Annotated in this window: 24 protein-coding genes; 9 read left to right on the top strand and 15 right to left on the bottom strand. The window is 68.6% G+C overall.

Going from position 1 to position 24007, the window contains the following annotated elements; all coding sequences use genetic code 11:
- Positions 1–37: 37 nt before the first annotated feature.
- Complete coding sequence (locus ASF51_RS06250; RefSeq protein ID WP_055926591.1) at positions 38–1174, bottom strand: class I SAM-dependent methyltransferase; 1137 nt, start codon at positions 1172–1174, stop codon at positions 38–40.
- 76 nt (positions 1175–1250) lie between these two features.
- Here ASF51_RS06250 and ASF51_RS06245 point away from each other — a divergent pair, with 76 nt between their 5' ends.
- Together ASF51_RS06245 and ASF51_RS06240 are read left to right on the top strand one after the other, a co-directional pair.
- The gene (locus ASF51_RS06245; RefSeq protein ID WP_055926589.1) at positions 1251–2084 is read left to right on the top strand and encodes a class I SAM-dependent methyltransferase; all 834 of its coding nucleotides are present in this window, start codon (positions 1251–1253) and stop codon (positions 2082–2084) included.
- 126 nt (positions 2085–2210) lie between these two features.
- Positions 2211–3557: a glycosyltransferase family 87 protein gene (locus tag ASF51_RS06240; RefSeq protein ID WP_055926588.1), complete on the top strand. Its 1347-nt coding sequence runs from the start codon at positions 2211–2213 to the stop codon at positions 3555–3557.
- A 20-nt stretch (positions 3558–3577) separates the two neighbouring features.
- Here ASF51_RS06240 and ASF51_RS06235 read toward each other — a convergent pair whose 3' ends face one another.
- Positions 3578–4039 carry a GNAT family N-acetyltransferase gene (locus ASF51_RS06235; RefSeq protein ID WP_235497151.1) on the bottom strand — a complete coding sequence of 154 codons (462 nt, stop codon included), beginning with the start codon at positions 4037–4039 and terminating at the stop codon, positions 3578–3580.
- Positions 4040–4065: 26 nt separating this feature from the next.
- Here ASF51_RS06235 and glpX point away from each other — a divergent pair, with 26 nt between their 5' ends.
- Positions 4066–4944, top strand: a complete 879-nt coding sequence (gene glpX, locus ASF51_RS06230; protein ID WP_082479586.1) for a class II fructose-bisphosphatase — start codon at positions 4066–4068, stop codon at positions 4942–4944.
- Positions 4945–4957: 13 nt separating this feature from the next.
- On the opposite strand, the gene ASF51_RS06225 is transcribed toward glpX, so the two are convergent.
- The 5 genes from ASF51_RS06225 to ASF51_RS06205 form a co-directional block, all read right to left on the bottom strand.
- On the bottom strand, positions 4958–5368 hold the full coding sequence (locus tag ASF51_RS06225; RefSeq protein ID WP_055926585.1) for a heat shock protein transcriptional repressor HspR: 411 nt from the start codon (positions 5366–5368) through the stop codon (positions 4958–4960).
- A 51-nt stretch (positions 5369–5419) separates the two neighbouring features.
- Positions 5420–6406: a DnaJ C-terminal domain-containing protein gene (locus tag ASF51_RS06220; protein ID WP_055926583.1), complete on the bottom strand. Its 987-nt coding sequence runs from the start codon at positions 6404–6406 to the stop codon at positions 5420–5422.
- Positions 6407–6495: 89 nt separating this feature from the next.
- Entirely contained in the window at positions 6496–7140 is a 645-nt protein-coding gene (locus ASF51_RS06215; protein ID WP_055926581.1) for a nucleotide exchange factor GrpE, read from the bottom strand.
- 2 nt (positions 7141–7142) lie between these two features.
- Positions 7143–9014: a molecular chaperone DnaK gene (gene dnaK, locus ASF51_RS06210; RefSeq protein ID WP_055926579.1), complete on the bottom strand. Its 1872-nt coding sequence runs from the start codon at positions 9012–9014 to the stop codon at positions 7143–7145.
- A gap of 181 nt (positions 9015–9195) precedes the next feature.
- The gene (locus ASF51_RS06205; RefSeq protein WP_055926577.1) at positions 9196–10407 is read right to left on the bottom strand and encodes a hypothetical protein; all 1212 of its coding nucleotides are present in this window, start codon (positions 10405–10407) and stop codon (positions 9196–9198) included.
- A gap of 102 nt (positions 10408–10509) precedes the next feature.
- Between ASF51_RS06205 and ASF51_RS06200 the strand changes: the two genes are divergently transcribed.
- Positions 10510–11958: an MFS transporter gene (locus tag ASF51_RS06200; RefSeq protein WP_055928014.1), complete on the top strand. Its 1449-nt coding sequence runs from the start codon at positions 10510–10512 to the stop codon at positions 11956–11958.
- Between the two features lie 101 nt (positions 11959–12059).
- On the opposite strand, the gene ASF51_RS06195 is transcribed toward ASF51_RS06200, so the two are convergent.
- The 6 genes from ASF51_RS06195 to ASF51_RS06170 are packed head-to-tail and all read right to left on the bottom strand — an operon-like array spanning position 12060 to position 17373.
- Positions 12060–12920 (bottom strand): prenyltransferase, encoded by an 861-nt coding sequence (locus ASF51_RS06195; protein WP_055926574.1) that lies wholly within the window; start codon positions 12918–12920, stop codon positions 12060–12062.
- A complete protein-coding gene (locus ASF51_RS06190) occupies positions 12917–13255 on the bottom strand; it encodes a lycopene cyclase domain-containing protein (RefSeq protein ID WP_055926572.1) in 339 nt (112 codons plus the stop codon). The genes ASF51_RS06195 and ASF51_RS06190 overlap by 4 nt, the downstream gene beginning before the upstream one ends.
- Complete coding sequence (locus ASF51_RS06185) at positions 13252–13602, bottom strand: lycopene cyclase domain-containing protein (RefSeq protein ID WP_055926571.1); 351 nt, start codon at positions 13600–13602, stop codon at positions 13252–13254. Before ASF51_RS06185 ends, ASF51_RS06190 begins: the two co-directional genes overlap by 4 nt.
- Positions 13602–15434, bottom strand: a complete 1833-nt coding sequence (gene crtI / locus ASF51_RS19555) for a phytoene desaturase family protein (RefSeq protein ID WP_235497150.1) — start codon at positions 15432–15434, stop codon at positions 13602–13604. Before crtI ends, ASF51_RS06185 begins: the two co-directional genes overlap by 1 nt.
- Positions 15431–16306, bottom strand: a complete 876-nt coding sequence (locus tag ASF51_RS18990) for a squalene/phytoene synthase family protein (RefSeq protein ID WP_055926569.1) — start codon at positions 16304–16306, stop codon at positions 15431–15433. Before ASF51_RS18990 ends, crtI begins: the two co-directional genes overlap by 4 nt.
- A complete protein-coding gene (locus ASF51_RS06170) occupies positions 16303–17373 on the bottom strand; it encodes a polyprenyl synthetase family protein (protein ID WP_082479585.1) in 1071 nt (356 codons plus the stop codon). Before ASF51_RS06170 ends, ASF51_RS18990 begins: the two co-directional genes overlap by 4 nt.
- A gap of 139 nt (positions 17374–17512) precedes the next feature.
- Between ASF51_RS06170 and idi the strand changes: the two genes are divergently transcribed.
- Positions 17513–18049, top strand: a complete 537-nt coding sequence (gene idi, locus ASF51_RS06165; RefSeq protein WP_055926566.1) for an isopentenyl-diphosphate Delta-isomerase — start codon at positions 17513–17515, stop codon at positions 18047–18049.
- Here idi and map read toward each other — a convergent pair.
- A complete protein-coding gene (map, locus tag ASF51_RS06160) occupies positions 18021–18803 on the bottom strand; it encodes a type I methionyl aminopeptidase (RefSeq protein ID WP_055926564.1) in 783 nt (260 codons plus the stop codon). The genes idi and map overlap by 29 nt on opposite strands.
- A 47-nt stretch (positions 18804–18850) precedes the next feature.
- Here map and ASF51_RS06155 point away from each other — a divergent pair, with 47 nt between their 5' ends.
- On the top strand, positions 18851–19117 hold the full coding sequence (locus ASF51_RS06155) for a helix-turn-helix transcriptional regulator (RefSeq protein ID WP_055926562.1): 267 nt from the start codon (positions 18851–18853) through the stop codon (positions 19115–19117).
- Here ASF51_RS06155 and ASF51_RS06150 read toward each other — a convergent pair.
- Positions 19083–19553, bottom strand: a complete 471-nt coding sequence (locus ASF51_RS06150) for a helix-turn-helix domain-containing protein (protein ID WP_055926560.1) — start codon at positions 19551–19553, stop codon at positions 19083–19085. The two genes, ASF51_RS06155 and ASF51_RS06150, sit on opposite strands and share 35 nt — an antisense overlap.
- Before the next feature lie 82 nt (positions 19554–19635).
- Here ASF51_RS06150 and ASF51_RS06145 point away from each other — a divergent pair, with 82 nt between their 5' ends.
- From ASF51_RS06145 to ASF51_RS06135, 3 genes are all read left to right on the top strand, one after another.
- The gene (locus ASF51_RS06145; RefSeq protein ID WP_055926558.1) at positions 19636–20352 is read left to right on the top strand and encodes an SDR family oxidoreductase; all 717 of its coding nucleotides are present in this window, start codon (positions 19636–19638) and stop codon (positions 20350–20352) included.
- A 143-nt stretch (positions 20353–20495) separates the two neighbouring features.
- Complete coding sequence (locus tag ASF51_RS06140) at positions 20496–23564, top strand: Na+/H+ antiporter subunit A (RefSeq protein ID WP_082479584.1); 3069 nt, start codon at positions 20496–20498, stop codon at positions 23562–23564.
- Positions 23561–24004: a Na(+)/H(+) antiporter subunit C gene (locus tag ASF51_RS06135; RefSeq protein ID WP_055926556.1), complete on the top strand. Its 444-nt coding sequence runs from the start codon at positions 23561–23563 to the stop codon at positions 24002–24004. Before ASF51_RS06140 ends, ASF51_RS06135 begins: the two co-directional genes overlap by 4 nt.
- Positions 24005–24007: the final 3 nt, after the last annotated feature.

The raw sequence follows: 24007 nt of genomic DNA, 5'->3' as shown, positions 1-24007 counted from the left end.
CTCTTCCTCGCTACTCGACCGGCGCAGCGCGGGTGGGTCAGCGCTTCGTGCTGCGCGTCACCGTGAACTTCGCGTTCTGCCCGACGACGTCGGTCGGCCCCACGATCTTGCGCAGGGTCGCGGCGTGCGAGAGCGAGCTGTTGAACACGGTCCAGAGCTCACCGCCCGACTCGAGCACACGCGCCGCATCGCGGAACAGCCCGAGGGCGGCGTCCGCGTGCACGGCCGCGCCCACGTGGAACGGCGGGTTGCACAGGATGAGCCCGGCCGACGCATCCGGCTGCGAGCGCAGCGCATCGTCGCGAACGACCTCGACCCGGGCCTCGAGCCCGTTGAGCCGCATCGTCTCGCGGGCGGATGCGACGGCCGACGACGACTGGTCGCTCGCGATCACCCGCGCCTCGGGCCGGGCCCGGGCGATCTCTGCGGCGAGAACGCCCGTGCCGCATCCGAGGTCGATGGCCACGTCGGGGTGCGCCGCCATCTGCGGAATGAACGACAGCAGGAAGCGCGTGCCGATGTCGAGCTTCGTGCCCGCGAAGGCGGTGCCCTGCGCCGCGACCCAGAGCTGCACGTCGTCGTGGAACTCCGTGCGCATCGCGGCGGCGTCGGAATCGGCGTGGGCGCCGGCCCGGGGCTGGGAGGCCACGAGCACGCGCGACTTCTGCCGCGCCAGGCTCACCCGCAGCTCGGAGAAGTGAGTCGTAAGCACGTCGTTCATGCTGGTCGAGAGGTGCTTGATGCGTCCGCCTGCGAACACCACGACCGACGGATGCGCATGCCGGGCGATGAGCGCCGCCGCCTGCTCGAGCGCGGCGAGCGTTCGCGGCAGCTGCATGAGCACGACGGTCGCCCCCTCGACGAGCGAGGCGTCGAACGGCATCGACTCGTACGAGTCGGCGAGCCCCGTGCGGTCGGCATTGCGGGCCAGGGCCCGCTCGCCCGTCAACGCATCCTGCTGAACCCGGATGCGCGTGGCCCCGTGCAGCCCGGCCGCGCCGAGCGTCAGCGCCCCGTAGCGATCGCCCAGCACGGCGACCTCCCCGGGAGCGGCCGCGGCAAGCGCATCCGCCGCCTCATCGAGGATCAGCCTGTCGCTGGCGTCGACCGCGAACAGGTTGGGAGCCTCGACGTCGGGAAAGCGGCGGAGGTCGTCGAACGAGAAATCGGGCATCCCCCCATCCTGACAGGGATGCGCCCGGACTGATATTCTGGCGGGCTCGCCGGACGGCGGCAGGAAGAGGCCGACGATGACCGACTATCTCAACGCGAACCGCGACAACTGGAATGATCGGGCGTCTGCGCACGCCACCCGCAGCGGAGTGGGCTACCAGGTGCAGCGCTACATCGACGATCGGCGGCTCATCTCCGACGTCGTGAGGTTCGACCTCGACCGACTGGGCTCCGTCGAGGGGCTGCGCACGGTGCACCTGCAGTGTCACATCGGCACGGACACGCTCTCGCTCGCCCGACTCGGCGCCCGTGTCACGGGGCTCGACTTCTCGCCCGTCGCGCTCGACGAGGCACGCCGACTCGTGGCGGAGACGGGCGACGACGTCGACTTCGTCGAGGCAGACGTCTACTCCGCGCTGTCGGTGCTCGAGCCGCAGAGCTTCGACCTCGTCTACACCGGCATCGGCGCCCTCTGCTGGCTGCCCAGTGTGCAGCGGTGGGCGGAGGTCGTCGCGGGCCTGCTGAAACCGGGCGGCCGGCTCTTCATCCGCGAGGGCCACCCCATCCTGTGGACGATGGAGGAGCGGCTGACAGACGACCTGCACCTGCGCTTTCCCTACTTCGAGCAGAAGGCTCCACTCGAGTGGAACGACGAGGCCAGCTACGTCGAGACGGATCAGCCGATCACCGCGACCACGACCTACGAGTGGAATCACGGCATCGGCGAGATCGTCACAGCGCTCCTCGACGCCGGCCTGAGGCTCACGATGCTCGTCGAACACGACAGCGTGCCGTGGCGAGCACTCCCGGGCCAGATGCTGCTGCGACCCGATGGCGAGTTCGCCCTCGATGCCCTCGCGGGAGTGGCCCCGCTGAGCTACACGATCCAGGCGGTCAGACCGGCAGCGTGAGTCGTGAATCACATCGTGCGCCTCACGCGACAGTCGTCGAGATTCCGGTGTCTGCCGAGCGACGGTCAGGTAACGGCAAGGTGAATCCCTGCTCGCTCGCAGGCATTCGACACTACGGTCACAAGAGTGGCGACAACCGATACAGCGATCCAAGGCCTAGCGCCGCAGGGCATCTACGACCGATTCATCCGACCCGCACTGCCGGAGCCCGAGGTCTTCGAGAAGCCACGCAACCTGCTCTGGGGCTTCCTCGGAATCCACGTCGTCTACCTGCTCGGCCTGCTGCCCAACATCGTCGCCGGTACCGTCGAGGGCGACCTGCCCCTCTACCGCCGCTGGGCCATCGCCGCCGAGAGCTTCGGTCAATGGCCGGGCATCCACTTCGAGTGGGTCTACCCGATCGGGGCGATCCTGCCGATCGCCATCTCGAACATCGCGGGCCCCCAGCTCTACCAGCTGCTCTGGTTCGTGCTCATCGCCTCGCTGAACGCGGCGTCGATCGTGGTGCTCTCCAACCGCGGGCGCTCCCGCCGCGGCGTGCTGGCCTCGTGGTGGTGGCTCGGAATCCTCACTCTTCTGAGCCCGGTGGCGTTGCTGCGCCTCGAGGGCATCACCGCTCCCCTGGTGATCATCGCCCTCGTTCTGATCGCGCGCCGGCCGATCGTCGCATCCGTTCTTCTTGCCCTCGCCACGTGGATCAAGGTGTGGCCGGCCGCGATCTTCCTGGCCATCATCGGGGCGTTTCCGCGCCGCCGCATCGCGATCGCGACCGGAGCCCTGTTCTCGGTGGGGGTCGCCGCCATCGTGTGGGCCTTCGGCGGCCTGCACTACCTCCTCGGCTTCGCCCAGATGCAGACCGCGCGCGGCCTTCAGCTCGAGGCTCCCGTGACAACGCCGTGGCTCTGGCTCGCGATCCTGAACAGGCCGGGAAGCCACATCATCAACAACACGGAGATCGCCACCCGTGAGGTCGTCGGCCCCTACGACCACATCGCCATCTCGCTGATGACGCCGGCCATGGCGCTGGCCGTCGTCGGCGTGCTCGCCCTCGTCGTGTGGGCCAAGCACCGTGGCGCGCAGACCCAGCGGCTGCTTCTCGTCGCGTCCCTGGCGCTCGCCACCACGGTGGTCGTGTTCAACAAGGTGGGCTCACCGCAGTACATGCTCTGGCTGGCGCCGATCATCGCCGTGGGAATCACACACGGATGGCGCGCCTGGAGAACACCCGCGCTGCTCATGGTGGCCATCTCGGTGCTCACCACGTTCGTGTTCCCGATCCTCTACATGCCGCTCATCGCGGGAGATCCCGGGGTGGCGCTGCTGCTCACCGCCCGCAACGTTCTGCTCGTGGTGCTGCTCGGCTGGGCCGTGCGCGAACTCGTGTCGCTCGGGGCCCGGGCGGCCGGCGCGGAGCCCCGCTTCGAGCGCAGGGCACGCGAGCGCGAGCAGCGCCGGGCTGGCCTGAGCGCCTGAGCGCCTGACGGCCTGACGGTCTAGAGGCGGCGCTCGTAGCAGAGCGACTCCGCGGCTCCCGCGTAGGCGCCGAAGTTCGGAATGAGCGTGTACCCCTCGCGTTCGTAGAAGCGCACGGCATCGGGCTGCGCCGTTCCCGTCTCGAGCCGAAGCGTGCTCCAGCCGCGGCTGCGAGCCCGCTCCTCGAGCGCGCGCAGCACCGCGACCGACACACCCGTGCCGCGCGCATCCGGCGTCACGAACATGCGCTTGATCTCGGCGCTGACATCGTCGAGCTGTCGCAGGCCGCCGCACCCCAGGGCTCTTCCGGCCTCGTCGTAGGCGACGACGAAGACGGGCACATCGGATGCCGACGGCTTGGTTCCCGGCTCGGTGTCGCCGCCGTAGCGCGCGTCTATCTCGATGCGCTGCGCGGCTCGCAACGCCTCGGAATCGGGGTGGTCGAATGCCGTGTCTCGGATCTCGATCGATGCAGTGCTCACGGGCGACAACGCTACCCTTTTCAGTCATGCCCCTGCCGACGCCGCCCCTCGCCCCCACTACCGTCGTGGGGGCCCACAACTATCCCGACGATCTCGTGACCGCCATCGTTCGCGCGACCGAGGCCGCGGCATCCGCGTGCCTGCCCCTCGTGGGCTCGGGCGACAAGAACGGCGCCGACGAGCTTGCCGTCGCGGCGATGCGGGATGCCCTGGGCCGGGCCCCGTTCGACGGCACGGTCGTGATCGGCGAGGGCGAGAAGGACGAGGCCCCGATGCTCGCGAACGGCGAGCGGCTCGGCACGGGCGCGGGCCCGACGTGCGATGTGGCGGTCGACCCGCTCGACGGAACGCGGCTCGCGGCGGAGAACCTTCCGGGAGCGGTGGCCGTGATCGCGCTCGCACCGCGCGGCAGCATGTTCGACCCGCGCGACGTGTTCTACATGCAGAAACTCATCGCGGGCGCGGCGGGGGCCGGGGTGCTCGACGTGCTCGCGTCGCCGACGCAGAACGCGACGCTGCTCGCCGACGCTCTCCGAAAGCCGATCGATGAGCTCGTCGTGGGCGTTCTCGACAAGCCGCGGCACGCATCCGTCGTCGCCGAACTGCGCGCGCTCGGCGTGCGCGTGCACCTGGTGGGAGAGGGCGACGTGTCGATCGCGATCGCGGCCGCCACCCCGGGCTCGGGCATCGACGCCGTGATGGGAACGGGCGGCACTCCCGAGGGGATCATCGCGGCGTGCGCGGTGCGCTCGCTCGGCGGGTTCATGCAGGGCCGCCTGGATCCGCAGTCGGAGTCTCAACGGACCGCGGCCGTCGCTGCGGGCCACGACCTCGACCGCGTCTTCACCCTCGACGAGCTGGTGGCGAGCGACCGAGTTCTCTTCGTGTCGACCCCGGTCACCTGAGCAGATCGGTCAGCTAGTCGGTGGGGCGCCAGATCACGACTTCTGTGCGGCGCGCCGTGCGCGTTCCGTGCTTGAGCGACACCACATCGCCCTGCACGTCGGCGGCGAAGACCCGGCGGTTGGGCCGGTTGAGCAGTTCGTCGGCGAGGGCGCTCTCGAGCTCGCGGACTCGGCCGGTGAGGGCGCTCACCTGGTTCTCGAGGGTCAGGATGCGGGCGATGCCCTCGAGACTCACGCCCTCCGCCGAGAGACGCGCGACCTCGCGGAGCTGAACCACGTTGCGCATCGAGTAGCGACGCGACTTGCCCGCCGTGCGGGTGGGGCTCACGAGCCCGATGCGGTCGTACTGGCGCAGGGTCTGCGGATGCATGCCGGCCAGTTCGGCGGCCATGGCGATCGCGAACATCGGTGAGTTCTCGTCCATGGCCTGCCTTTCTGTACGGCGTGTGCGGAGGGTCGATCGAGGGGGCGAGTGTTACTCGTGCGCCTTGGAGAGCAGCTCGAGGCGCGGGTTCTCCTGCGGCTCGACCGCGTGGAACGCCTCGAGCGCCTCGCGGGCCTCGGGGCTGAGGTGCGCGGGAACCGCGACCTGCACCACGGCGAGCAGGTCGCCGGTGCCCTTCGACGTCTCGACGCCGCGTCCCTTCACCCGCAGCACGCGCCCGGAGGGGGTGCCGGGTGCGACCTTGAGCTTGACGGGATCGCCGCCGAGGGTCGGAACCTCGATCGTCGCCCCGAGCGTCGCCTCGACGAAGGTCACGGGAACGTTCACGCGCAGGTTCAACCCGTCGCGTTCGAATACGGGGTGTTTGCGCACAGTCACGGTCAAGACGATATCGCCTGGCTCGCCCCCGTCTGGACTGCCCTCACCCTTGCCGCGCAATTTGATCTTCTGGCCGTCGGAGACGCCGGCTGGGATCTTCACGGTGATCGGGCGCCCGTCTGCGGTCTGCAGCTTGATCGTGTCGCCCTTTGTGGCCGTGAGGAAGTCGATGGTGGCGCGGGCCGTGACGTCGCGGCCACGCGTCGGTCCGCCGTAACCGCGGAAGCCACCGGACGATCCGCCGAAGAGGCCTCCGAGCAGGTCGTCGTACTGGCTGCCGGCACCGGGCTGGGTGTAGGTGTACTGCTGGCCTCCGCGGCCGCCTCCGCCGCCGCCGAACATGCCGCCGAAGACGTCTTCGAATCCGCCGCCCTGCTGGCCGGGAGCCTGGAAGCGGGCCCCTGAGCCCATGGCGCGGATCTGGTCGTACTCCTTGCGCTGCTCAGGATCGGACAGCACCGAGTTGGCCTCGGAGATCTCTTTGAACTTGGCCTCGGCTTTGGGATCGCCGGGGTTGGAGTCGGGGTGGTACTGACGCGCGAGCTTGCGATACGTCTTCTTGAGCTCGGCCTCGGAGATGTCCTTCGAGACGCCGAGCACCTTGTAGAAGTCCTTGTCGAACCAATCCTGGCTGGCCATTCGTGTCCTTGTTCGTGTTCAGCCCTGCGACAGGCTCGGGGAACGGGTCGTTCCCTGAGCCTGTCGAAGGGGCTCTACCAGGTTGTGTGTTAAGCGCTGACCGGAGTCGAGACGACGACCTTGGCTGCACGCAGAAGCGTGGAGCCGAGGTAGTAGCCCGTCTCGACGACGTCGGCGACCGTCTCGACCTCGACATCGGCCGACGGCTGCTGGAAGATCGCCTCGTGCAGCTGCGGGTCGAAGACATCGCCCGCGGCTCCGAACGGCTTCAGACCCAGACGCTCGGTGCCGCCGCGCAGCTTCTGCGCGATGGATGCGAACGGCCCGTCGCCGAGGTCGCCGTGCTTCTCAGCACGGTCGAGATCGTCGAGCACCGGAAGCAGAACCTTGACGACCTCGCCGACGGTGCGCTCCCGCTCGACCTCGCGGTTCGCCTCGGTGCGCTTGCGGTAGTTCGCGTACTCCGCGGTGACCCGCTGCAGATCGGCGAGCCGTTCTGCGGCGAGCACCTCGTCTGAGGCCGTCGACGACGACGCAGAGGAGGCGTCTTCGAGGAAGCTCAGGTCGGCGTCGCTCAGCGAGGTCTCGACATCGGGGCCTTCGGCCTCGATGAACTCTCCCTCGATAATCGGTTCGCTGGCTGGAGAATCGCTCCCCGAGCCTGTCGAGGGGCCCGCCGCCGAAGCCGCTTCCTCCCCTTCGACAGGCTCAGGGAACGAGTTCTGATCCGTCATGGTTACTTGTCCTTCGAGGGCTCGTCGTCTTCGACAACCTCGGCGTCGACCACGTCTTCGTCAGACGCGGCGTCCTGAGGTGCGTCGGTCGGCGCGTCGCCTTCGGCGGCAGCGTCGGCCTGGCTCGAGGCGTAGATGGCCTCGCCCAGCTTGCCCTGGCTCTCGTTGAGCTTGTCGAACGCGACCTTCACGGCCTCGTCGTTGTCTTCTCCGGCGAGTGCCGTCTTCAGCTCGTCGACGTCGGCCTGAACCGAGGTCTTGACGTCTTCGGGCAGCTTGTCCTCGTTCTCCTTGATGAGCTTGTCGATCGAGTAGGCGAGCTGCTCGGCGTTGTTGCGCACCTCGGCGGCCTCACGACGCTTCTTGTCTTCAGCGGCGTGCTCTTCGCCCTCGCGAACCATGCGGGCGATGTCCTCCTTCGAGAGGCTCGAGCCACCCGTGATGGTCATCGACTGCTCCTTGCCGGTGCCCTTGTCCTTCGCGGACACGTGCACGATGCCGTTGGCGTCGATGTCGAAGGTGACCTCGACCTGCGGGATGCCGCGCGGGGCCGGCGCGATGCCGGTCAGCTCGAACGTTCCGAGGTTCTTGTTGTCGCGGGTGAACTGGCGCTCGCCCTGGAAGACCTGGATCGCGACGGACGGCTGGTTGTCGTCTGCCGTGGTGAAGGTCTCGCTGCGCTTGGTCGGGATGGCCGTGTTGCGCTCGATGAGCGTGGTCATCATGCCGCCCTTGGTCTCGATACCGAGGCTCAGGGGCGTGACGTCGATGAGCAGAACGTCCTTGCGCTCGCCCTTCAGCACGCCGGCCTGCAGTGCGGCGCCGACGGCGACGACCTCATCGGGGTTGACGCCCTTGTTGGGCTCCTTGCCGCCCGTGAGCTTCTTGACGAGCTCGACGACGGCGGGCATGCGGGTCGATCCACCGACGAGCACCACGTGGGCGATGTCGTTGACCGAGACGCCGGCCTCGCGGATGACGTCTTCGAACGGCTTCTTGGTGCGGTCGAGGAGGTCGGAGGTGAGCTCTTCGAACTTGGCGCGGCTGAGCGTCTCGTCGAGGTTGGCGGGGCCGTTCTCGGTGAGAGACAGGTACGGCAGCTGGATGCTGGTCGACGTCGACGACGACAGCTCCTTCTTCGCCTGCTCCGCGGCCTCCTTGAGGCGCTGCTTGGCGATCTTGTCGCCGGAGACGTCGACGCCCGTGGCGTCTTTGAAACGCTTGATCAGGTAGTCGACGACGCGCTGGTCCCAGTCGTCTCCACCGAGGCGGTTGTCACCGGAGGTGGAGCGCACCTGGATGGTCGAGAAGTCGTCGTCCTTTCCGACTTCGAGGAGCGACACGTCGAACGTTCCGCCACCGAGGTCGAAGACCAGGATGAGCTCGTCTTCCTTGCCCTTGTCGAGGCCGTAGGCGAGAGCAGCGGCGGTGGGCTCGTTGATGATGCGCAGAACGTTGAGGCCCGCGATCTCACCGGCCTCCTTCGTCGCCTGGCGCTCGGCGTCGTTGAAGTAGGCGGGAACCGTGATGACCGCGTCGGTGACGGTGTCGCCCAGGTAGGACTCCGCGTCGCGCTTGAGCTTGGCGAGGATTCGGGCCGACAGCTCCTGCGGGGTGTAGGGCTTGCCGTCGATGTCGACGGTCCAGTTGGTGCCGATGTGCCGCTTCACCGAGGAGATGGTGCGGTCGACGTTGGTGACGGCCTGGCGCTTGGCGGTCTCGCCGACGAGAACCTCGCCGTCTTTGGTGAATGCGACCACCGAGGGGGTCGTGCGGAAGCCTTCCGCGTTGGCGATGACGGTGGGTTCTCCACCTTCGAGGACCGCGACCACCGAGTTGGTGGTACCGAGGTCGATTCCTACTGCACGAGCCATGTGAGTGATTTCTCCTTGTTTTGCTGGCGGGACCGACGTTCTCACATCAAGAATGTCTAAGTTCTCACAAGGGTTGAGCCTTGTTGACTCAAGCTTGCCAGCGACCGAAATCCATGTCAAGTCTTCACAGCTAAAGTTGAGCTAGATCGACTCAACTTTGGACAGCGGCTCGCCGATAGGGTCAGTCCCGGATGCGCGAGGGGTGCGACAGCCGGGCGTCTCGCGCCGCGAAGACGGCTCCGTCGACGACCCTCGACGGATGCGAGGGAAGCGCGATCACCTCGACGTGGGCGTCGACGGACGGCGCGATGAGCGTGCCGAGCACACCGAGGTAGCCGTCGAGCACCACCACCTCGGCCCCGACCACCGCGGCGGCGGCCTCGATCGCCTGCGCCAACGAGGCCATGGCGGCGGTCACCGCGGCCGCCGCCGCCTCGTCTCCTTCGGCCACGGCTGCGAGCAGTGCCGACAGGGCCTCGCGGGGAAAGCGGTCGACGAGGTCGGCCGCCTCGGCGTCGGATCGCACGCCCGCCGTCGTCAGCAGCCCCGCCAGGGCGACCGCGTCTCCGAGTCGACGCGACTCACCGCCCTCGATCGCCACGGGGATCCGCGCGAAGTCGGCCTCACCGAGGCCGCCGGGGATGGCCGGCTCGCCGGCGACGAGAACGCAGCCCGCGACCGCGCGCTCCCCGCCGAAATACAGCAGGGTGCGTTCGCCGATGCGCTCGCGCAGTTCGCCGCGCACGAGCCCGAGGGCGGCGGTCGCACTGTCGCTCATGACCTGGACCACGGCCCCGCCACAGCCATGCGCGGCCAGCACATCGCGCACCCCGCTCGCGAGGTCGACGTCGGCCCAGCCGAGGGCATCCGACCGCACGACGACGTCGCCCCAGGGCGATACACGCCCCGCGACAGCGATGCTCACGGCCGTCAGGACTCGCGGGGGCTCCACCGACTCGACGATCCAGTCGATCGCGGCCGCGAGCATCCGGATCGCCTGTGCGGGATCGCCGCCGCGCAGATCGGCGCGATCGGCGTAGCTGCCGAGGTGATCACCACCGACGGTGGCCGTCTTCGCACGAACGCCGTCGACATCCACCCGGAGCCCCGCGACGACCCAGCCGTCACCCGACAGCGACACGGCGTGGGTGGGGCGTCCGAGACGGGACTGCGTGTCGGCGAGCCCCTCTGTCACGAGATCGAGGGCCTTCAGCTCACCGATCATGCCCGTCAAGGTCGACAGGCCGAGCCTCGACGAGTCGGCGATCTGGGCTCTGGAGGATGGGCCGTGGTCTCGCAGATAGCGCAGCACCAGGGCGAGATTGTGCTCTCGCAGATCTGCGGTATCTCCTCCGCGCCCCCGCACGAAGAGCCCCCCCGGGTGCCGATTCATGCGTCTAACCCTAGCCCGGAAGATCGCCGCAGTATGGGCGATTTCACCTCGTGTGCCCGCGTTGTCTGCTGCCTCGTCTCGGCGCACGGCTACTGTGTGAACATGACTCAGAATCCCGGCGACGCAGCCGGCCCAGACGACGCCTCGACGCGGCCCGCGATGCCACTTGTCGCCAATACCGGCGCGGCCCTGGCTGTGGGACTCGACCTGCAGGTGGAGCCCGTTCCGGCGAGGCAGGTTCGGTCGTGGGCGCTGTGGGACTGGGCCACCCAGCCCTTCAATTCGGTCATCCTCACCTTCATCTTCACCGCCCTCTACCTCACCACCGACGTGTTCCTGCCGGCCGACGTGGCCGCGCTGCCCAAGAACGATCCGGTGAAGGTCGCCGGCCTCGCCGAACTCGCCAGCGGGTTCGGCTTCGCGATCTTCCTGGCCGGGCTGGTCATCCTCGTACTCGCACCGGTGCTCGGCCAGCGCGCCGACCGCACGGGCAGCCGCAAGGGCGGCCTGCTCGTCTACACGGTGCTGCTCGTGCTGTGCATGGCCGGTCTGTTCTTCGTGCAGGGACAGCCCAGCTACTTCGTTCTCGGGGCGTCACTCGTGGCGATCGGAAGCGTCTTCAGCGAACTCGCCGGGGTGAACTACAACGCGATGCTCGTGCAGGTGTCGACGAAGAAGACGATCGGGCGGGTCAGCGGCCTGGGCTGGGGCCTCGGCTACATCGGCGGCATCGTCGCGCTCGTCATCGTGGTCGTGGCCTACAGCGCCGACTGGTTCGGGCTGTCGCAGGAGAACGGACTGCCGTTCCGCGTCGTCGCGGTCGGCTGTGCCATCTGGACCGTGATCTTCGCCATCCCCATCTTCGTGTTCGTTCCGGAGCTTCCCCCGGCGCCCTCGGTCGGCCCCAAGGTCGGCTTCTTCGCGAGCTACGCGGTTCTCGTGAGAGACATCGCGCGCCTCTTCCGCGAGAGCCGGCACACGTTCTGGTTCCTCGTGGCCAGTGCCGTGTACCGCGACGGCCTGGCGGGCGTGTTCGCGTTCGGGGCCATCATCGCCTCCGGCACCTTCGGGTTCGAGTTCCTCGAGGTCGTCGCCTTCGGAATCGCCGCCAACCTCGTGGCCGGAGTCAGCACGATCATCTCTGGGCGCTTCGACGACCGCTTCGGTCCGCGGGCCGTCATCCTGTTCTCGCTGATCGGACTCGTGGTGGCCGGCACCGCCGTCTTCGCCCTGCACGACGGGGGCAAGATCGTGTTCTGGATCGGCGGCCTCGCCCTCTGCCTCTTCGTCGGCCCGGCCCAGACCGCGTCGCGCTCGCTGCTGGCACGGGTGTCGCCCGCGGGGCGAGAGGGCGAGATCTTCGGCCTCTACGCTACGACGGGACGCGCGGCGAGCTTCATCTCCCCCGGCCTCTGGGCGCTGTTCATCGCCCTCGCGGGTGCGCAGTACTGGGGCATCCTCGGCATCGTGCTCGTGGTGGCGGTGGGCCTGGTGCTGATGCTCTTCGTGAAGCTTCCCGACCTGCGCGCGGCCGCCACCGACGCGCCCTAGCCTGCCCGCGGCATCCGCTGCCCCGCGCCTGTTGCCGGGGGCGACGGATGTTGCCGGTCGCCCGGGCACATTCGTCGCCCCGAGCAACACTCGCGGCGAGGCTAGGGAACGAGCACCCACAGCCAGATCAGCAGCATCGTCACCACGAATCCGCACACGAAGTTGAACAGCAGGAAGCGTCGCCACCCCGTGTTGGCCCGCTCGGCGTCGGCGTCGGCGATCGACCAATACGGCAGCACGCTCAGCGCGTACGGCAGCACCAGCAGTCCTCCCAGCGGGCCCGGCCACGTGGTGAAGAGCATCAGCACTCCCCCGAGCAGGTAGGCCACGAAGGCGAAGCGCACGGTCGCGGCACCGCCGATGACGGTGGCGATCGACGCGATGCCGCCCTCCCTGTCGGCGACGATGTCCTGCACCGCACCGAACGCGTGGCTGGCGACGCCCCACAGGAAGAACGCGGCCAGCACGGCCCAGAGCGCGGGCGTGAACGTCGCCCCTGCAAGCACCAGCCCGTAGACCGCCGGACTCACGAAGTGCGTGCTCGAGGTGAGCGAGTCGATGAACGGGCGCTCCTTGAACCGCAGCTTCGGAGCGCTGTAGGCGAGCACCGCGAAGAGGCTCACGGCGAGCACGAGCCACGACAGCGGCGATCCCACCAGCACGAGGTACACGATGAACGGCACATTCGTGATGACCACCGCCCAGAGGGTCGGCCGGTGCAGCGACTTGTCGAGCACAGCGCCCTCGACGCCGCCCTTGCGCGGATTCCGCATGTCGGACTCGTAGTCGAACACGTCGTTGATCCCGTACATCGCGAGGTTGTAGGGAATCAGGAAGTACAGGGTGCCCAGCACGAAGACGAGGTCGACCTCGCGCGTGACCAGCAGGTATCCGGCGGCGAACGGAAACGCCGTGTTGACCCACGAGAGGGGCCGCGACGACAGCAGCAGCTGACGGATCATGCGCGCTCCTCCGGGCGTGCGGCGGCACCGGATGCGCACGAGCCCGCGGGCAGCAGCATCCAGAGCGACGGTAGCAGAACGGCGGCGGCGATCGCGTAGGCGAAGTCCTCGAGCGGCGCGATGCCGATGAAGGCCCCCGAGATGAGGGAGGGCTCGTAGCCGACGAGCCCGATGCCGATCATCACGTTGTCGAAGACCGCGGTCATCACCAGCAGAACGCCGAGGGTGATGGCGACCGCGACCCACGGCCGGGTGCTCCGGATGCGCACGGCCGCGACGATGGCGACCAGCGCGACGACCGCGAGGAAGATCGCATTGAGCGTCCAGTAGGTCACGAGCGCACCGCCTCGCGGCCGGCGACGCGGCCGGCCCGACCGACGGATGCCCGCGTCAGGAACCCGAACAGGTTCATCGCGAGATAGCAGAGCAGGGTGAGGAAGAAGATCTCCTCGACGGGCAGCTCGGGCGCCAGCTGCAGACCTGTCATGAACGAGGTCTCTCCGCGAAAGAAGATGCCGAGCCCGATGCCTGCCAGATCCCAGCCGACGAAGAACACGAGACCCGCGACGAGAACGATGGATGCCCGGCGCGCGTCGCGGAAGAAGAACAGCGTGAATCGGCGGTCGAGCACCACCATGCCCGTGATCGAGACGAGGAGCGCGAGCAGGTACAGCAGACCCATCAGTCGCCGGGCTCCGCCAGTGCTCCCGTGCTGGTGTCGCCGCGCAGTCGCTTGATCACGAGCTCCGCGCTGATCAGGCACATGGGCAGTCCGATGCCGGGGATCGTGGATCCTCCGGCGTAGACGAGCCCGTCGACCTTCTTCGACACGTTGCCCGCTCGGAAGAACGCGCTCTGGCCCAGGGTGTGGGCCGGGCCCAGCGCGGTGCCCTTCCACGCGTTGAGGTCGTCGACGAAGTCGGCGGGGCCGACGGTGCGCCGCACCACGATGCGGTCGGCGAGGTCGGGAACGCCGGCCCACTCGGCCACCTGCGCGATCGCGGCGTCGGCGATCCTCTCGACCCGGGCATCCCCCAGGCCGTTCTCGCCACCGTGGCCGATGCCGGGGTCGGCCGGGATCGGAACGAGGACGAAGATGTTCTCGTGGCCGTCGGGCGCGACGGTGTCGTCGGTGGCGCTGGGGCGGCAGACGTAGATCGACGCGGGCTCGGGAACCGACGTGGCCCCCTTCGGTCCGAAGCGCCCGAAGCGGCTCGCTCCGAAGATCTTGCCGAAGTCGCCCTTCCAGTCCTTCGTGAAGAACAGCGAGTGGTGCGCCAGCTGCGGCAGCTCGCCCGAGACGCCCAGGTAGACCAGCACGGCGCTGGGGCCGGCGGTCTTCTTCTGCCAGTACGACTCGGGGTAGGTCTGCAGTTCGGGCAGCAGCATGGTGGTCTCGACGTGCCGCAGGTCGGCGGTGGCGACGACCAGCTCGGCCTCCAGTTCGTGGGCGCGTCCCTCGTCGTCGACGTAGTGCACGCCGCCGACACGGCTGCGGTCGGATGCCGGTGGCCCGGCCACGACGTCGGTCGCCGTCGCGGGAGCCGTCGTTGGTGCAGCCGCAGTGGAGCCCTGCGCATCCGCTTCGCCCGCGAGCAGGCGCCGCAGCTCGTCGCGGTCGATCACGTTCGTGTCGAACTCGGTGGTCTCGTAGTCGTAGACGCTCTTCTCGGGCTCCGGCGCCTTCAGCGCTGGATCGAGTTCGAGCACGATGCGAGTTACGGTCGCGCCGGTGCGGATCTCGACGCCCGCGTCTCGGGCGATGTTCTCGATGCTGGCGATCACCTGGCCGAAGCCGCCCTGGGGGTAGAGCACGCCGTCGTTCATGTCGAGGTGGCTCATGAGGTGGTACATGCTCGGAGCGGCATACGGTGAGGAACCCAGGAAGACGGCGGGGTAGCCGAGGATCTGCTGCAGCCGCGGATCGCGCACGGTGCGACCGGCGAAGCTGGCCAACGTCTCGGTGAGCAGGCGCACGAGTCGGGGCGTGCGCGTGACGACGGGGCCGACCGCGAGCGGCTTGAGGTCTTGGAACGTGGAGTACAGGAAGTACTTCTTGGCGAGGTCGTAGGTCTCGGCTGCGGAGTCGAGGTAGCCGGCCATCTTCACGCCGGCGCCGGGCTCGATCGATTCGAACAGCTCGAGGTTCGATTCGAGGTCGCTGCGGATGTCGACCGTCGTCTCCTCTCCCTCGAAGAACACGCGGTAGCCCGGGTCGAGGCGGGTGAGGTCGAGCTGCTCTGCGGCCGAGGTGCCCATGAGCTTGTAGAAGTGGTCGAAGACCTCGGGCATCAGGTACCACGAGGGGCCCGTGTCGAAGGTGAAACCGTCTTTCTTCCACACGCCCGCGCGGCCGCCGACCGCGCCCCGCTTCTCGAGCAGGGTCACCTCGTAGCCCTCGCGGGCCAGCAGCGCGGCGCTGGCCAGCCCGCTGATACCGGCCCCGATGACGATGGCCCGCCGGGCCTCGCCCTGCGAGTCGGTGCTGTCACCGGTGGGGATGCTGGCTGTCACTCGTGCTCCTTCGGTAGACGACCCGCGGCAGCGAGGGCCGCGATTCGCATCTTAACGGGGTTGGGCACGCGGATGCGGGTGGTCACCAGGACGGAGGCCGGCGTTTCGCGTAGACGGCGGGTGAGCTCGGCGAAGAGTCCCTGGGCGAGCACCACGGCGCGCCGGGAGGAGCTCGGCAGCAGCGTCAGGGTCGAGCAGGCGATGTCGAGGTCGTTCTGGATGTCGTCGATGATGACGGTCTTCTGCGCCTCGGTGAAGGAGTCGACGTCGACACCGGGAAAGTAGCTGCGGCCGAGGGCCGTGAAGTCGGCCGCGAGGTCGCGCAAGAAGTTGATCTTCTGAAAGGCCGCGCCGAGGTGGCGCGCGCCGTCGACGAGCCGAGCCTCGTCCTCGTCGGAGTAGCGGTGTCCGACGAGGAACGCCTTGAGGCACATCAGGCCGACGACCTCGGCGGATCCGTAGACGTAGAGGTCGAATGACTCCGGCGTGTGCTCGGTCTGGCTCAGGTCTGCGCGCATCGACGCGTAGAACGGGGCCGAGAGCTCTTCGCCGAATCCGGTCTCGCGGGCCGTGAGCGCGAACGCGTGCACCACCAGGTTGGTACTGAAGCCGCAGCGCATCGCCTCGTTCGTCTCGCTCTCGAGCGCGTCGAGCTGGGCTCGGATGGCGCCGGCATCGAGGCGTGCCTCCGCGGCGACCCCGTCGACGACCTCGTCGGCGAGCCGCACGAGGGCATAGATGTTCTCGACGTGCTGCCGCACCGTGGGAGACAGCAGCTTCGACGCAAGACCGAACGAGGTCGAGTATCTCCGGATGACGACGGCCGAGGCCTCCATGGCCACACGGTCGTACAGCGATTCGGGCCGGGTCATTTGACCCGTTCCAGCACCGTGGCGACGAAGGCGCGGAACTCCGCGCGCACCGTATCGGGAAGCGCGCTCGACGCCAGCTGCTCCCAGGCCCTGTTGGCGAAGTCGCGGGCCAGAGCCTCTGCGTAGCGGCGGGCGCCGCTTTCTTCGAGCAGGCCGCGGATGCGCTGGGCGCCTTCGTCGTCGAGCTCGGGATCGCCGAACGACGGCTCGATCTGCGGCCACTGCTCGGTCGTCGCGGCGTAGGCGATGAGCACCGTTCGCTTGCCCTCGCGCAGGTCGCCGAGGGTGGACTTGCCGGTGTCTCCTTCGTCGCCGAAGACCCCGAGGAGGTCGTCGACGATCTGGTAGGCGATGCCGAGGTTGCGCCCGAACGACCCCAGTGCCTCGACCGCCGCCTCGTCGGCGCCCGCAAGCACCGCTCCGGCCTGGAGGGGGGTCTCGAAGGAATAGACGGCCGTCTTCAGACGCTCCATGTCGACGATGTCCTCGACCGAGGGCGGGTCGGGGTGCAGCGAGAAGTCCACGTCGAGGAGCTCGCCGGCCGCCGATGCGAACATGGCCTCGTCGAGGATCTCGTGGAGGCGCTCGCGCAGCTCTCCGCTGACGCCGCTGCGATCGAGCAGGCGGAAGGCGTTGAAGAGAGCGAGATCTCCCGCGATCACCGCGACCGAGAGGCCGCGGTGCTCTGCGGTGGGAATGGGGATGCCCGCGGTCTGCGCCAGGTCGCGGTAGCTGCCCGACACGTTGGGGCCACCACGACGGATGAAGTCTCGATCGATCACGTCGTCGTGCACGATCAGGGCGGTATGCAGCAGTTCGAAGGCCGCGCCGACATAGGCGGCCGTCTCCGAGTCGGTTCCTCCCAGGGCCTCGTAAGCGGCGAGAACCATGGCCGGACGAAAGCGTTTGCCGCCGGCGGAGTTCTTCTCGAGCGTCTCCCAGAGAGTCACATATCGAGGTCCGATGCCCGACGCCCGCGCCTTCGCGAGCCCGAAGAAGCGGTCGAGAACCGCATCGACGTGCTGCTGCCGCCGGCGGGTCACCACCACGAGATCATGCGTATCCACGGTTCGAGGCTAACTTACGAGACTGTCTAAGTACCGCGCCTCGTCGTGGGGATTGCACAATGGCGGGCTGCCTGCTCGAAGAATCCCGGCCCGATCAGTCAGTCGGCTGACTATTCGCCCGTTCTGACACAATAAGTGCATGTCCTCTCATGAACAGGTGGTTCTGCTTTCCGACGAAGGACTGCCGATCGGAACGGCCGACAAGGCCACGGTCCACACCGCCGACACGGCCCTGCACCTGGCCTTCTCGTGCCACGTCTACGACGCGCAGGGCCGCATCCTGGTCACCCGCCGCTCGCTCGGCAAGGTCGCCTGGCCCGGGGTGTGGACGAACTCGTTCTGCGGTCATCCGGCTCCGGGCGAGGCGATGACCGACGCCGTGGCGCGCCGCGCGCAGCGCGAGCTGGGAATCACGCTCGACGAGGTGACCCTGGTTCTCCCGGACTTCCGCTACCGGGCGACCGACGCATCCGGAATCGTCGAATACGAGATCTGCCCGGTGTTCACGGCCACGACGACCGACGAGGTCGCGGGCAACCCCGACGAGGTCGCCGAGTGGAACTGGGTCGACCCCGATGCGCTGCGCTCGGCCGTCGACAGCACGCCGTGGGCATTCAGCCCATGGCTGACCCTGCAGCTGCCGCTGCTCAGCGAGGCGACCGCGTCGGCACGGTGAGGATCTCGGCACCGTCGTCGGTGATGGCGATCGTGTGCTCGCTGTGCGCCGTGCGGGCGCCGGTCGCGCTGCGCAATGTCCACCCGTCGGGGTCCGTCACGAGTTCGTCGGTGTCGGCCATGACCCACGGCTCGAGCGCGAGCAGCAGGCCCGGCCGCAGACGATAGCCCCGACCCGGTCGACCGATGTTCGAGACGTGCGGATCCTGGTGCATCGTCGACCCGATTCCGTGGCCGCCGAACTCGACGTTGATCGGATAGCCCGCCTCGGTGAGGACGGATCCGATGGCGTGGGAGACGTCACCGATTCGAGCGCCCGGGCCCGCGGCGGCGATTCCGGCGGCGAGCGCCCTCTCCGTCGCTTCGATCATCGCAATGCTCTGCGGTGGCCTCGATCGACCCACGATGAAACTGATCGCGGAGTCCGCAGCGAGGCCGCGCAGCGACACGGCGAGGTCGAGCGTCAGCAGGTCTCCGTCCTGCAGGGCGTAGTCGTGCGGCATGCCGTGCAGAACGGCGTCATTCACCGCGGTGCAGATGTAGTGGCCGAACGGTCCCGTGCCGAACGAGGGCGCGTAGTCGACGTAACACGATTCGGCGCCGGCTTCGAGGATCAGGTGCTTGGCCCATCGGTCGATGTCGAGCAGATTCGTGCCCACCGTGCTGCGCAGCCTCAGAGACTGCAGGATGTCGGCGACGAGGCCGCCAGTAACGCGCGCGCCGGCCAGCTGGGCGTGATTCAGAATCTCGATCATTCCGATAACTATACCGGTACTGTTATGACGGTATTAGAATCGGGAGCATGGTCCGACTCCCCCTCACCCCCGATGAGCTCGAGCGCGGTCAGCGACTCGGTGCCCTGTTACGGCACGCGCGAGGCGAGCGCTCCATGCTCGACGTGGCCCTCGAGGCAGGGGTCTCGCCTGAGACGCTGCGCAAGATCGAGACCGGCCGCGTCGCCACTCCGTCGTTCCAATCGATCGCAGCGATCGGGCGCGTTCTCGGACTCTCGCTCGACGACGTGTGGGCCGAGATCAACCCGCCGCAGGCAGCGCTCCTGGCCCGCTGACGCTCTCGACCCGATCGAGAGGAACCTCGCGGCCGTCGCTCGTGACAAAGGCGATGTGCAGCAGCTCGTTCGTGGCGCGTTCGCGATGCTCGACGACGGGGCCGAACCCCGTCGGTCGGTGCGTGTCGCCCCACTGGGCGAAGCTCGCGAGCACGACCCCGAGGTCGCGACCCGCGTCGGTGAGCAGGTACTCCGAGCGCTCGCGCTCGCCTTCGGCGCGGTAGGAGTGTCGCTCGAGCACGTCGAACTCGACAAGCGTCGACAGCCTGGCCGCGAGCACGTCTTTGGCCACGCCGAGCCTCTGCTGGAAATCGGAGAACCTCGTGACGCCCGCCAGGGCCTCCCGCACGACGAGGATCGTCCACTTCTCTCCGAGCACCTCGAGGCTGCGAGCCACGGGGCACCGAGGGTCTTTTCCCAGAACCGTTGTCGCCATTCCTCGACGATAGCATCTGAGTTTGATTTTGCAACCCAGGGTGCTAGGTTGTGAATCACAACCTAGAAGGAAGAAGTTCACCATGCCGTCAGCAATCAGCGGCTCCGTCGTTCTCGTCACCGGAGCCAACGGAGGACTGGGACGCGAGTTCGTGGCCCAGGCCCTCGAGCGCGGGGCCACGAAGGTCTACGCCACGGCCAGGACGCCCCGCGAGTGGAACGACGCACGGGTGCAGACGATCGCGCTCGACGTGACGGACGAGTCCTCGGTGAGGGCGGCCGCCGCCATCGCAGCGGACACCACCATCGTGATCAACAACGCCGGCGTCGGCGGCGACGTGCCCATGCTGGGCGGCTCCGAGGCGCTGCGCCAAATGTTCGAGACCAACTTCTTCGGTGCGGTCTCGATGGCGCGCGAATTCGCACCCGTGCTCGCCGGCAACGGCGGCGGAGCCCTGCTCGACGTCCACTCCGCGCTGAGCTGGCTCGGCGTCGCAGGCGGGTACAGCGCGACGAAGGCCGCCTTCTGGTCGGCGACGAACTCGCTGCGCCTCGAGCTCGCACCCCAGGGCACGCACGTGGTGGGCCTGCACCTCGGCTACGCGGACACTCCCATGACCGAGGGGGTCACCGAGTTCAAGAGCGACCCGGCCGACATCGTCGCCCGCGCCTACGACGGCCTCGAGGCCGGCGATTTCGAGGTGCTCGCAGACGAGACGAGCGTTCAGGTGAAGGCGGGCCTCTCCGCTCCGCTGCAGGCCCTGTACCCGCAGCTCGCCTCGGCGGTGCCCACGGCCTGAGCACGGAGAGTGCTGCCGATGCCCCGGACGGACTTATGCCGTTCGGGGCATTCACCTGTCATGTCCCGGTAGACTGAAGCTCCACACGGCCGCTTGCGACCGGGCGCGAACCGTTCCCCGGCTGACTATCTGAGGGAGCCGAAATGATCATCTCTCTCGTCGGCTTCGCCCTCGCCGGGCTCGTCCTTCCCACGCTCACGGCCCGCTTCGGCCCTCGTATGTTCGTGTTCGCCGCACTCGTTCCCGCGGCCGTCTTCGTCGGACTGCTCTTCCAGGTCCCCGCCGTGACCCGAGGCGAGACTCCCACCGAGCTCCACCCGTGGGTGCCGCAGCTCGACCTCGCGTTCGCGTTCCGCCTCGACGCCCTCTCGCTCACGATGGCGCTCATCGTCACAGGCGTCGGAACACTCGTCGTGCTCTACTGCGCCCGCTACTTCCGCCGCGGCGAAGACGGGCTCGGCCGCTTCAGCGGCGTGCTCCTCGCCTTCGCCGGAGCCATGTTCGGCCTCGTCGTCAGCGACGACATCTACGTGCTCTTCATGTTCTGGGAGGCGACCACCGTCTTCTCCTACCTGCTCATCGGCCAGTACACCGCGAAGCGCAAGAGCAGGGGCGCCGCGCTCCAGGCGCTGCTCGTGACCACGGCGGGCGGCCTCGCCATGCTGGTGGGCGTCGTCATCCTCGCCGTCGAATCGGGCACCACGCGGGTGTCGCAGATCGTCGCAGACCCGCCGCAGGCATCCGGTCTCGTCACGGTCGCCGTGATTCTCGTGCTCGTCGGAGCACTGTCGAAGTCGGCCCAGGTTCCCCTGCATTTCTGGCTGCCCTCCGCCATGGCCGCGCCGACCCCGGTGAGCGCCTACCTGCACGCTGCGGCGATGGTGAAGGCCGGCATCTTCCTGATCGCCCTGCTGGTTCCCGCGTTCGGAGACACCCCCGGGTGGCGGCCGCTGCTCGTGGCGGTCGGCGTTCTGACCATGCTGGTGGGCGGATGGCGGGCCCTGCGCCAGCACGACCTGAAGCTGCTGCTCGCCTATGGAACCGTCAGCCAGCTCGGCTTCCTCACCGTGGTCGTGGGCTACGGCACCCGCAACGCCGCGCTCGCCGGCATCACGCTCATCACCGGCCACGCCCTCTTCAAGGCCACCCTGTTCCTCGTGGTCGGCATCATCGACAACCGCCTCGGCACCCGCGACCTGCGCAAGATCAGCGGACTCGGTCGGCAGGCGCCCCTGCTGGCGATCGTCGCCACCCTCGCCGCCGCGTCGATGGCGGGCCTGCCTCCCCTGCTCGGCTTCGTGGCGAAAGAGGCCACGTTCACGGCCCTGCTCGAAGACGCCGAGCACGGGGCTCCGCTCGGGCTCGTCGCCCTCATCGGCGTCTCCGTCGGCTCGATTCTCACCGTTGCGTACACCGCGCGCTTCCTGTGGGGCGCCTTCGCGTCGAAGCCCGGCGTCGAGCCCGCCGAGTTCGTGCACGAGCACGTCGACTTCCTCATCTCGCCCGCGATCCTCGCCCTCACGAGCCTCGGCCTCGGCATCGCCTCCCCGCTGCTCGACCCGCTCTTCGGACTGTATGCCGACACCGTTCCGCCGCTCAGCGGCGAGGCGTCGTCCGTGTCGTCAGAGGCCCCGGATGCGGCCCATCTGGCCCTGTGGCACGGTCTCGAGCCGGCCCTCGGCATCTCGGCGGTCACCCTCGTTCTCGGACTCGCCCTCTTCGCCGCACGCACCCGGGTGTCCGCCATCCAGGGCCGCGTGCCGTCGCTGATCGACTCGGCCCGCGGCTACAGCCGCATCGTGCACCTCGTCGACCGCGGAGCCGTGCGCCTCACGCGGGTGACCCAGACCGGATCGCTTCCGATCTACGTCGCGACCATCCTCGTCGTGCTCATAGCGGCGGTCGGCACCGCGCTCGTGCTCGTCGGCGAGCTGCCCGGCTCATTCCGAATCTGGGATTCGCCGGCGCAGCTGCCCATCGCGATCGTCATGGGCGTCGCGACCATCGCCGCCGCCCGGGCACAGAAGCGCTTTATGGCCGTGGTGCTCGTGGGCGTGACCGGCTACGGCATGGCCGCGCTCTTCGCGCTGCAGGGCGCCGCCGACCTGGCGCTGACGCAGGCACTCGTCGAGACCGTCACGCTCGTGACCTTCGTTCTCGTGCTGCGCCGTCTGCCGTCGGCCATCGGGCAGGACCACGGCCGGCGGCACCGCGTCGTGCGGGCCGTCATCGGCGTGGGCGTCGGCATCCTGATGTCGGTCGTGGCCGTGGTCGCCCTCGGCTCCCGCATCGCCGAGCCCATCTCGCTGCAGTTCCCCCAGCTCGCCTACGAGGGCGGGCACGGACGCAACGTCGTGAATGTGCTGCTCGTCGACATCCGCGGGTGGGACACCCTCGGCGAGATGAGCGTGCTCGTGGTCGCCGCCACCGGTGTCGCGAGCCTCGTGTTCCTCTCCCGCCGCAGTGGCGACATGCCGAGGCTCGGACCCGAGACAGAGCGGCCGCGCTGGTTCGCCCGTCGCGGCCGGCTGGCCGAGGCGCCGATCGAGGCGACCGCGAGCGCCGGGGCCACTCCCGACGGGGCCGCACCCTCGCAGGAGGGGTCCGGGCAGCGCACTCCCTGGCTGCTGGCAGGAAAGACGCTCGCCCCCGAGAACCGATCGATCATCCTCGAGGTCGTCGTGCGGCTGCTGTTCCACTCGGCCATCGTCGTGTCGGTCTACCTGCTCTTCGCCGGCCACAACCTCCCCGGCGGCGGATTCGCCGGAGGGCTCGTGGCAGGGCTCGCCTTCGTCGCCCGCTACCTCGCCGCGGGGCGCTTCGAACTCGGTGAGGCCGCGCCGATCGACGCCGGAAAGCTGCTCGGTTTCGGCGTGCTCTTCGCCGGGGGCACCGCCCTCGTGCCCATCTTCTTCGGCGTCGACGCGCTCACCTCCACGTGGTTCGAGGCCGAGATCCCCGTGGTCGGGCACATCGAGTTCGTCACCTCGACGCTCTTCGACATCGGCGTCTACCTGGTCGTCGTCGGTCTCGCCCTCGACATCCTGCGCAGCCTCGGAGCCGAGATCGACCGGCAGCAGGAGGAGGACCACGACGACGAGAGCAGTGACGACGACGGCCTTCCCGGAGCCCACGAGGTGAACTCGCTGAGCAGCGCACCCGATGCGCCCGCATCCGACACACCGACGTCCCCCGAGAGGAGCCCCCGATGAGCGCCTCCCTGGTTCTGATCCTGCTGATGGCCGTGCTGTACGCGGGCGGCGTCTACCTGCTGCTCGGCCGCAGCATGACCCGCATGCTCCTCGGCTTCCTGCTGGTCGGCAACGCGACGAACCTCCTGATCCTGATCATCGCCGGGCCCGCCGGCCTCGCCCCGATCGTGGCCGACGGCGTCGAGCCGTCCGAGATGCACGATCCGCTGCCCGAGGCGCTCATCCTGACCGCCATCGTCATCACCTTCGGTGTCTCGGCGTTCCTGCTCGCCCTCATCTACCGCTCGTGGCGCATCGCCCGGGCCGACGTGGTCACGACCGACGCCGCCGACGCGGCCGTGGGCGGCAGCTCCATCGACGACGAGGAGAGCACCGAGGCCGAAGACGGCTCGGACGAAGACACCGAATTCGAAGGCCGAGCGGAGGCGAAGACATCGTGACCG

It is taken from the genome of Agreia sp. Leaf283, assembly GCF_001422485.1.
Classification (GTDB): domain Bacteria; phylum Actinomycetota; class Actinomycetes; order Actinomycetales; family Microbacteriaceae; genus Agreia.
Note: the sequence above shows the minus strand (reverse complement) of the source record. Positions and strands in the feature narration are given on the sequence as shown.

Excerpts from the sequence above, each read along its gene's own strand:
- ASF51_RS06200 (WP_055928014.1), top strand. The coding sequence starts at position 10,510 with ATGACTCAGAATCCCGGCGACGCAGCCGGCCCAGACGACGCCTCGACG.
- ASF51_RS06155 (WP_055926562.1), top strand. The coding sequence starts at position 18,851 with ATGGTCCGACTCCCCCTCACCCCCGATGAGCTCGAGCGCGGTCAGCGA.
- ASF51_RS06145 (WP_055926558.1), top strand. The coding sequence starts at position 19,636 with ATGCCGTCAGCAATCAGCGGCTCCGTCGTTCTCGTCACCGGAGCCAAC.
- map (WP_055926564.1), bottom strand. The coding sequence starts at position 18,803 with ATGATCGAGATTCTGAATCACGCCCAGCTGGCCGGCGCGCGCGTTACT.
- ASF51_RS06250 (WP_055926591.1), bottom strand. The coding sequence starts at position 1,174 with ATGCCCGATTTCTCGTTCGACGACCTCCGCCGCTTTCCCGACGTCGAG.
- ASF51_RS06185 (WP_055926571.1), bottom strand. The coding sequence starts at position 13,602 with ATGGGTCTGCTGTACCTGCTCGCGCTCCTCGTCTCGATCACGGGCATG.
- glpX (WP_082479586.1), top strand. The coding sequence starts at position 4,066 with ATGCCCCTGCCGACGCCGCCCCTCGCCCCCACTACCGTCGTGGGGGCC.
- ASF51_RS06215 (WP_055926581.1), bottom strand. The coding sequence starts at position 7,140 with ATGACGGATCAGAACTCGTTCCCTGAGCCTGTCGAAGGGGAGGAAGCG.
- ASF51_RS06195 (WP_055926574.1), bottom strand. The coding sequence starts at position 12,920 with ATGATCCGTCAGCTGCTGCTGTCGTCGCGGCCCCTCTCGTGGGTCAAC.
- ASF51_RS06140 (WP_082479584.1), top strand. The coding sequence starts at position 20,496 with ATGATCATCTCTCTCGTCGGCTTCGCCCTCGCCGGGCTCGTCCTTCCC.
- ASF51_RS06135 (WP_055926556.1), top strand. The coding sequence starts at position 23,561 with ATGAGCGCCTCCCTGGTTCTGATCCTGCTGATGGCCGTGCTGTACGCG.
- ASF51_RS06205 (WP_055926577.1), bottom strand. The coding sequence starts at position 10,407 with ATGAATCGGCACCCGGGGGGGCTCTTCGTGCGGGGGCGCGGAGGAGAT.
- dnaK (WP_055926579.1), bottom strand. The coding sequence starts at position 9,014 with ATGGCTCGTGCAGTAGGAATCGACCTCGGTACCACCAACTCGGTGGTC.
- idi (WP_055926566.1), top strand. The coding sequence starts at position 17,513 with ATGTCCTCTCATGAACAGGTGGTTCTGCTTTCCGACGAAGGACTGCCG.
- ASF51_RS18990 (WP_055926569.1), bottom strand. The coding sequence starts at position 16,306 with ATGACCCGGCCCGAATCGCTGTACGACCGTGTGGCCATGGAGGCCTCG.
- ASF51_RS06150 (WP_055926560.1), bottom strand. The coding sequence starts at position 19,553 with ATGGCGACAACGGTTCTGGGAAAAGACCCTCGGTGCCCCGTGGCTCGC.
- ASF51_RS06220 (WP_055926583.1), bottom strand. The coding sequence starts at position 6,406 with ATGGCCAGCCAGGATTGGTTCGACAAGGACTTCTACAAGGTGCTCGGC.
- ASF51_RS06225 (WP_055926585.1), bottom strand. The coding sequence starts at position 5,368 with ATGGACGAGAACTCACCGATGTTCGCGATCGCCATGGCCGCCGAACTG.
- ASF51_RS06245 (WP_055926589.1), top strand. The coding sequence starts at position 1,251 with ATGACCGACTATCTCAACGCGAACCGCGACAACTGGAATGATCGGGCG.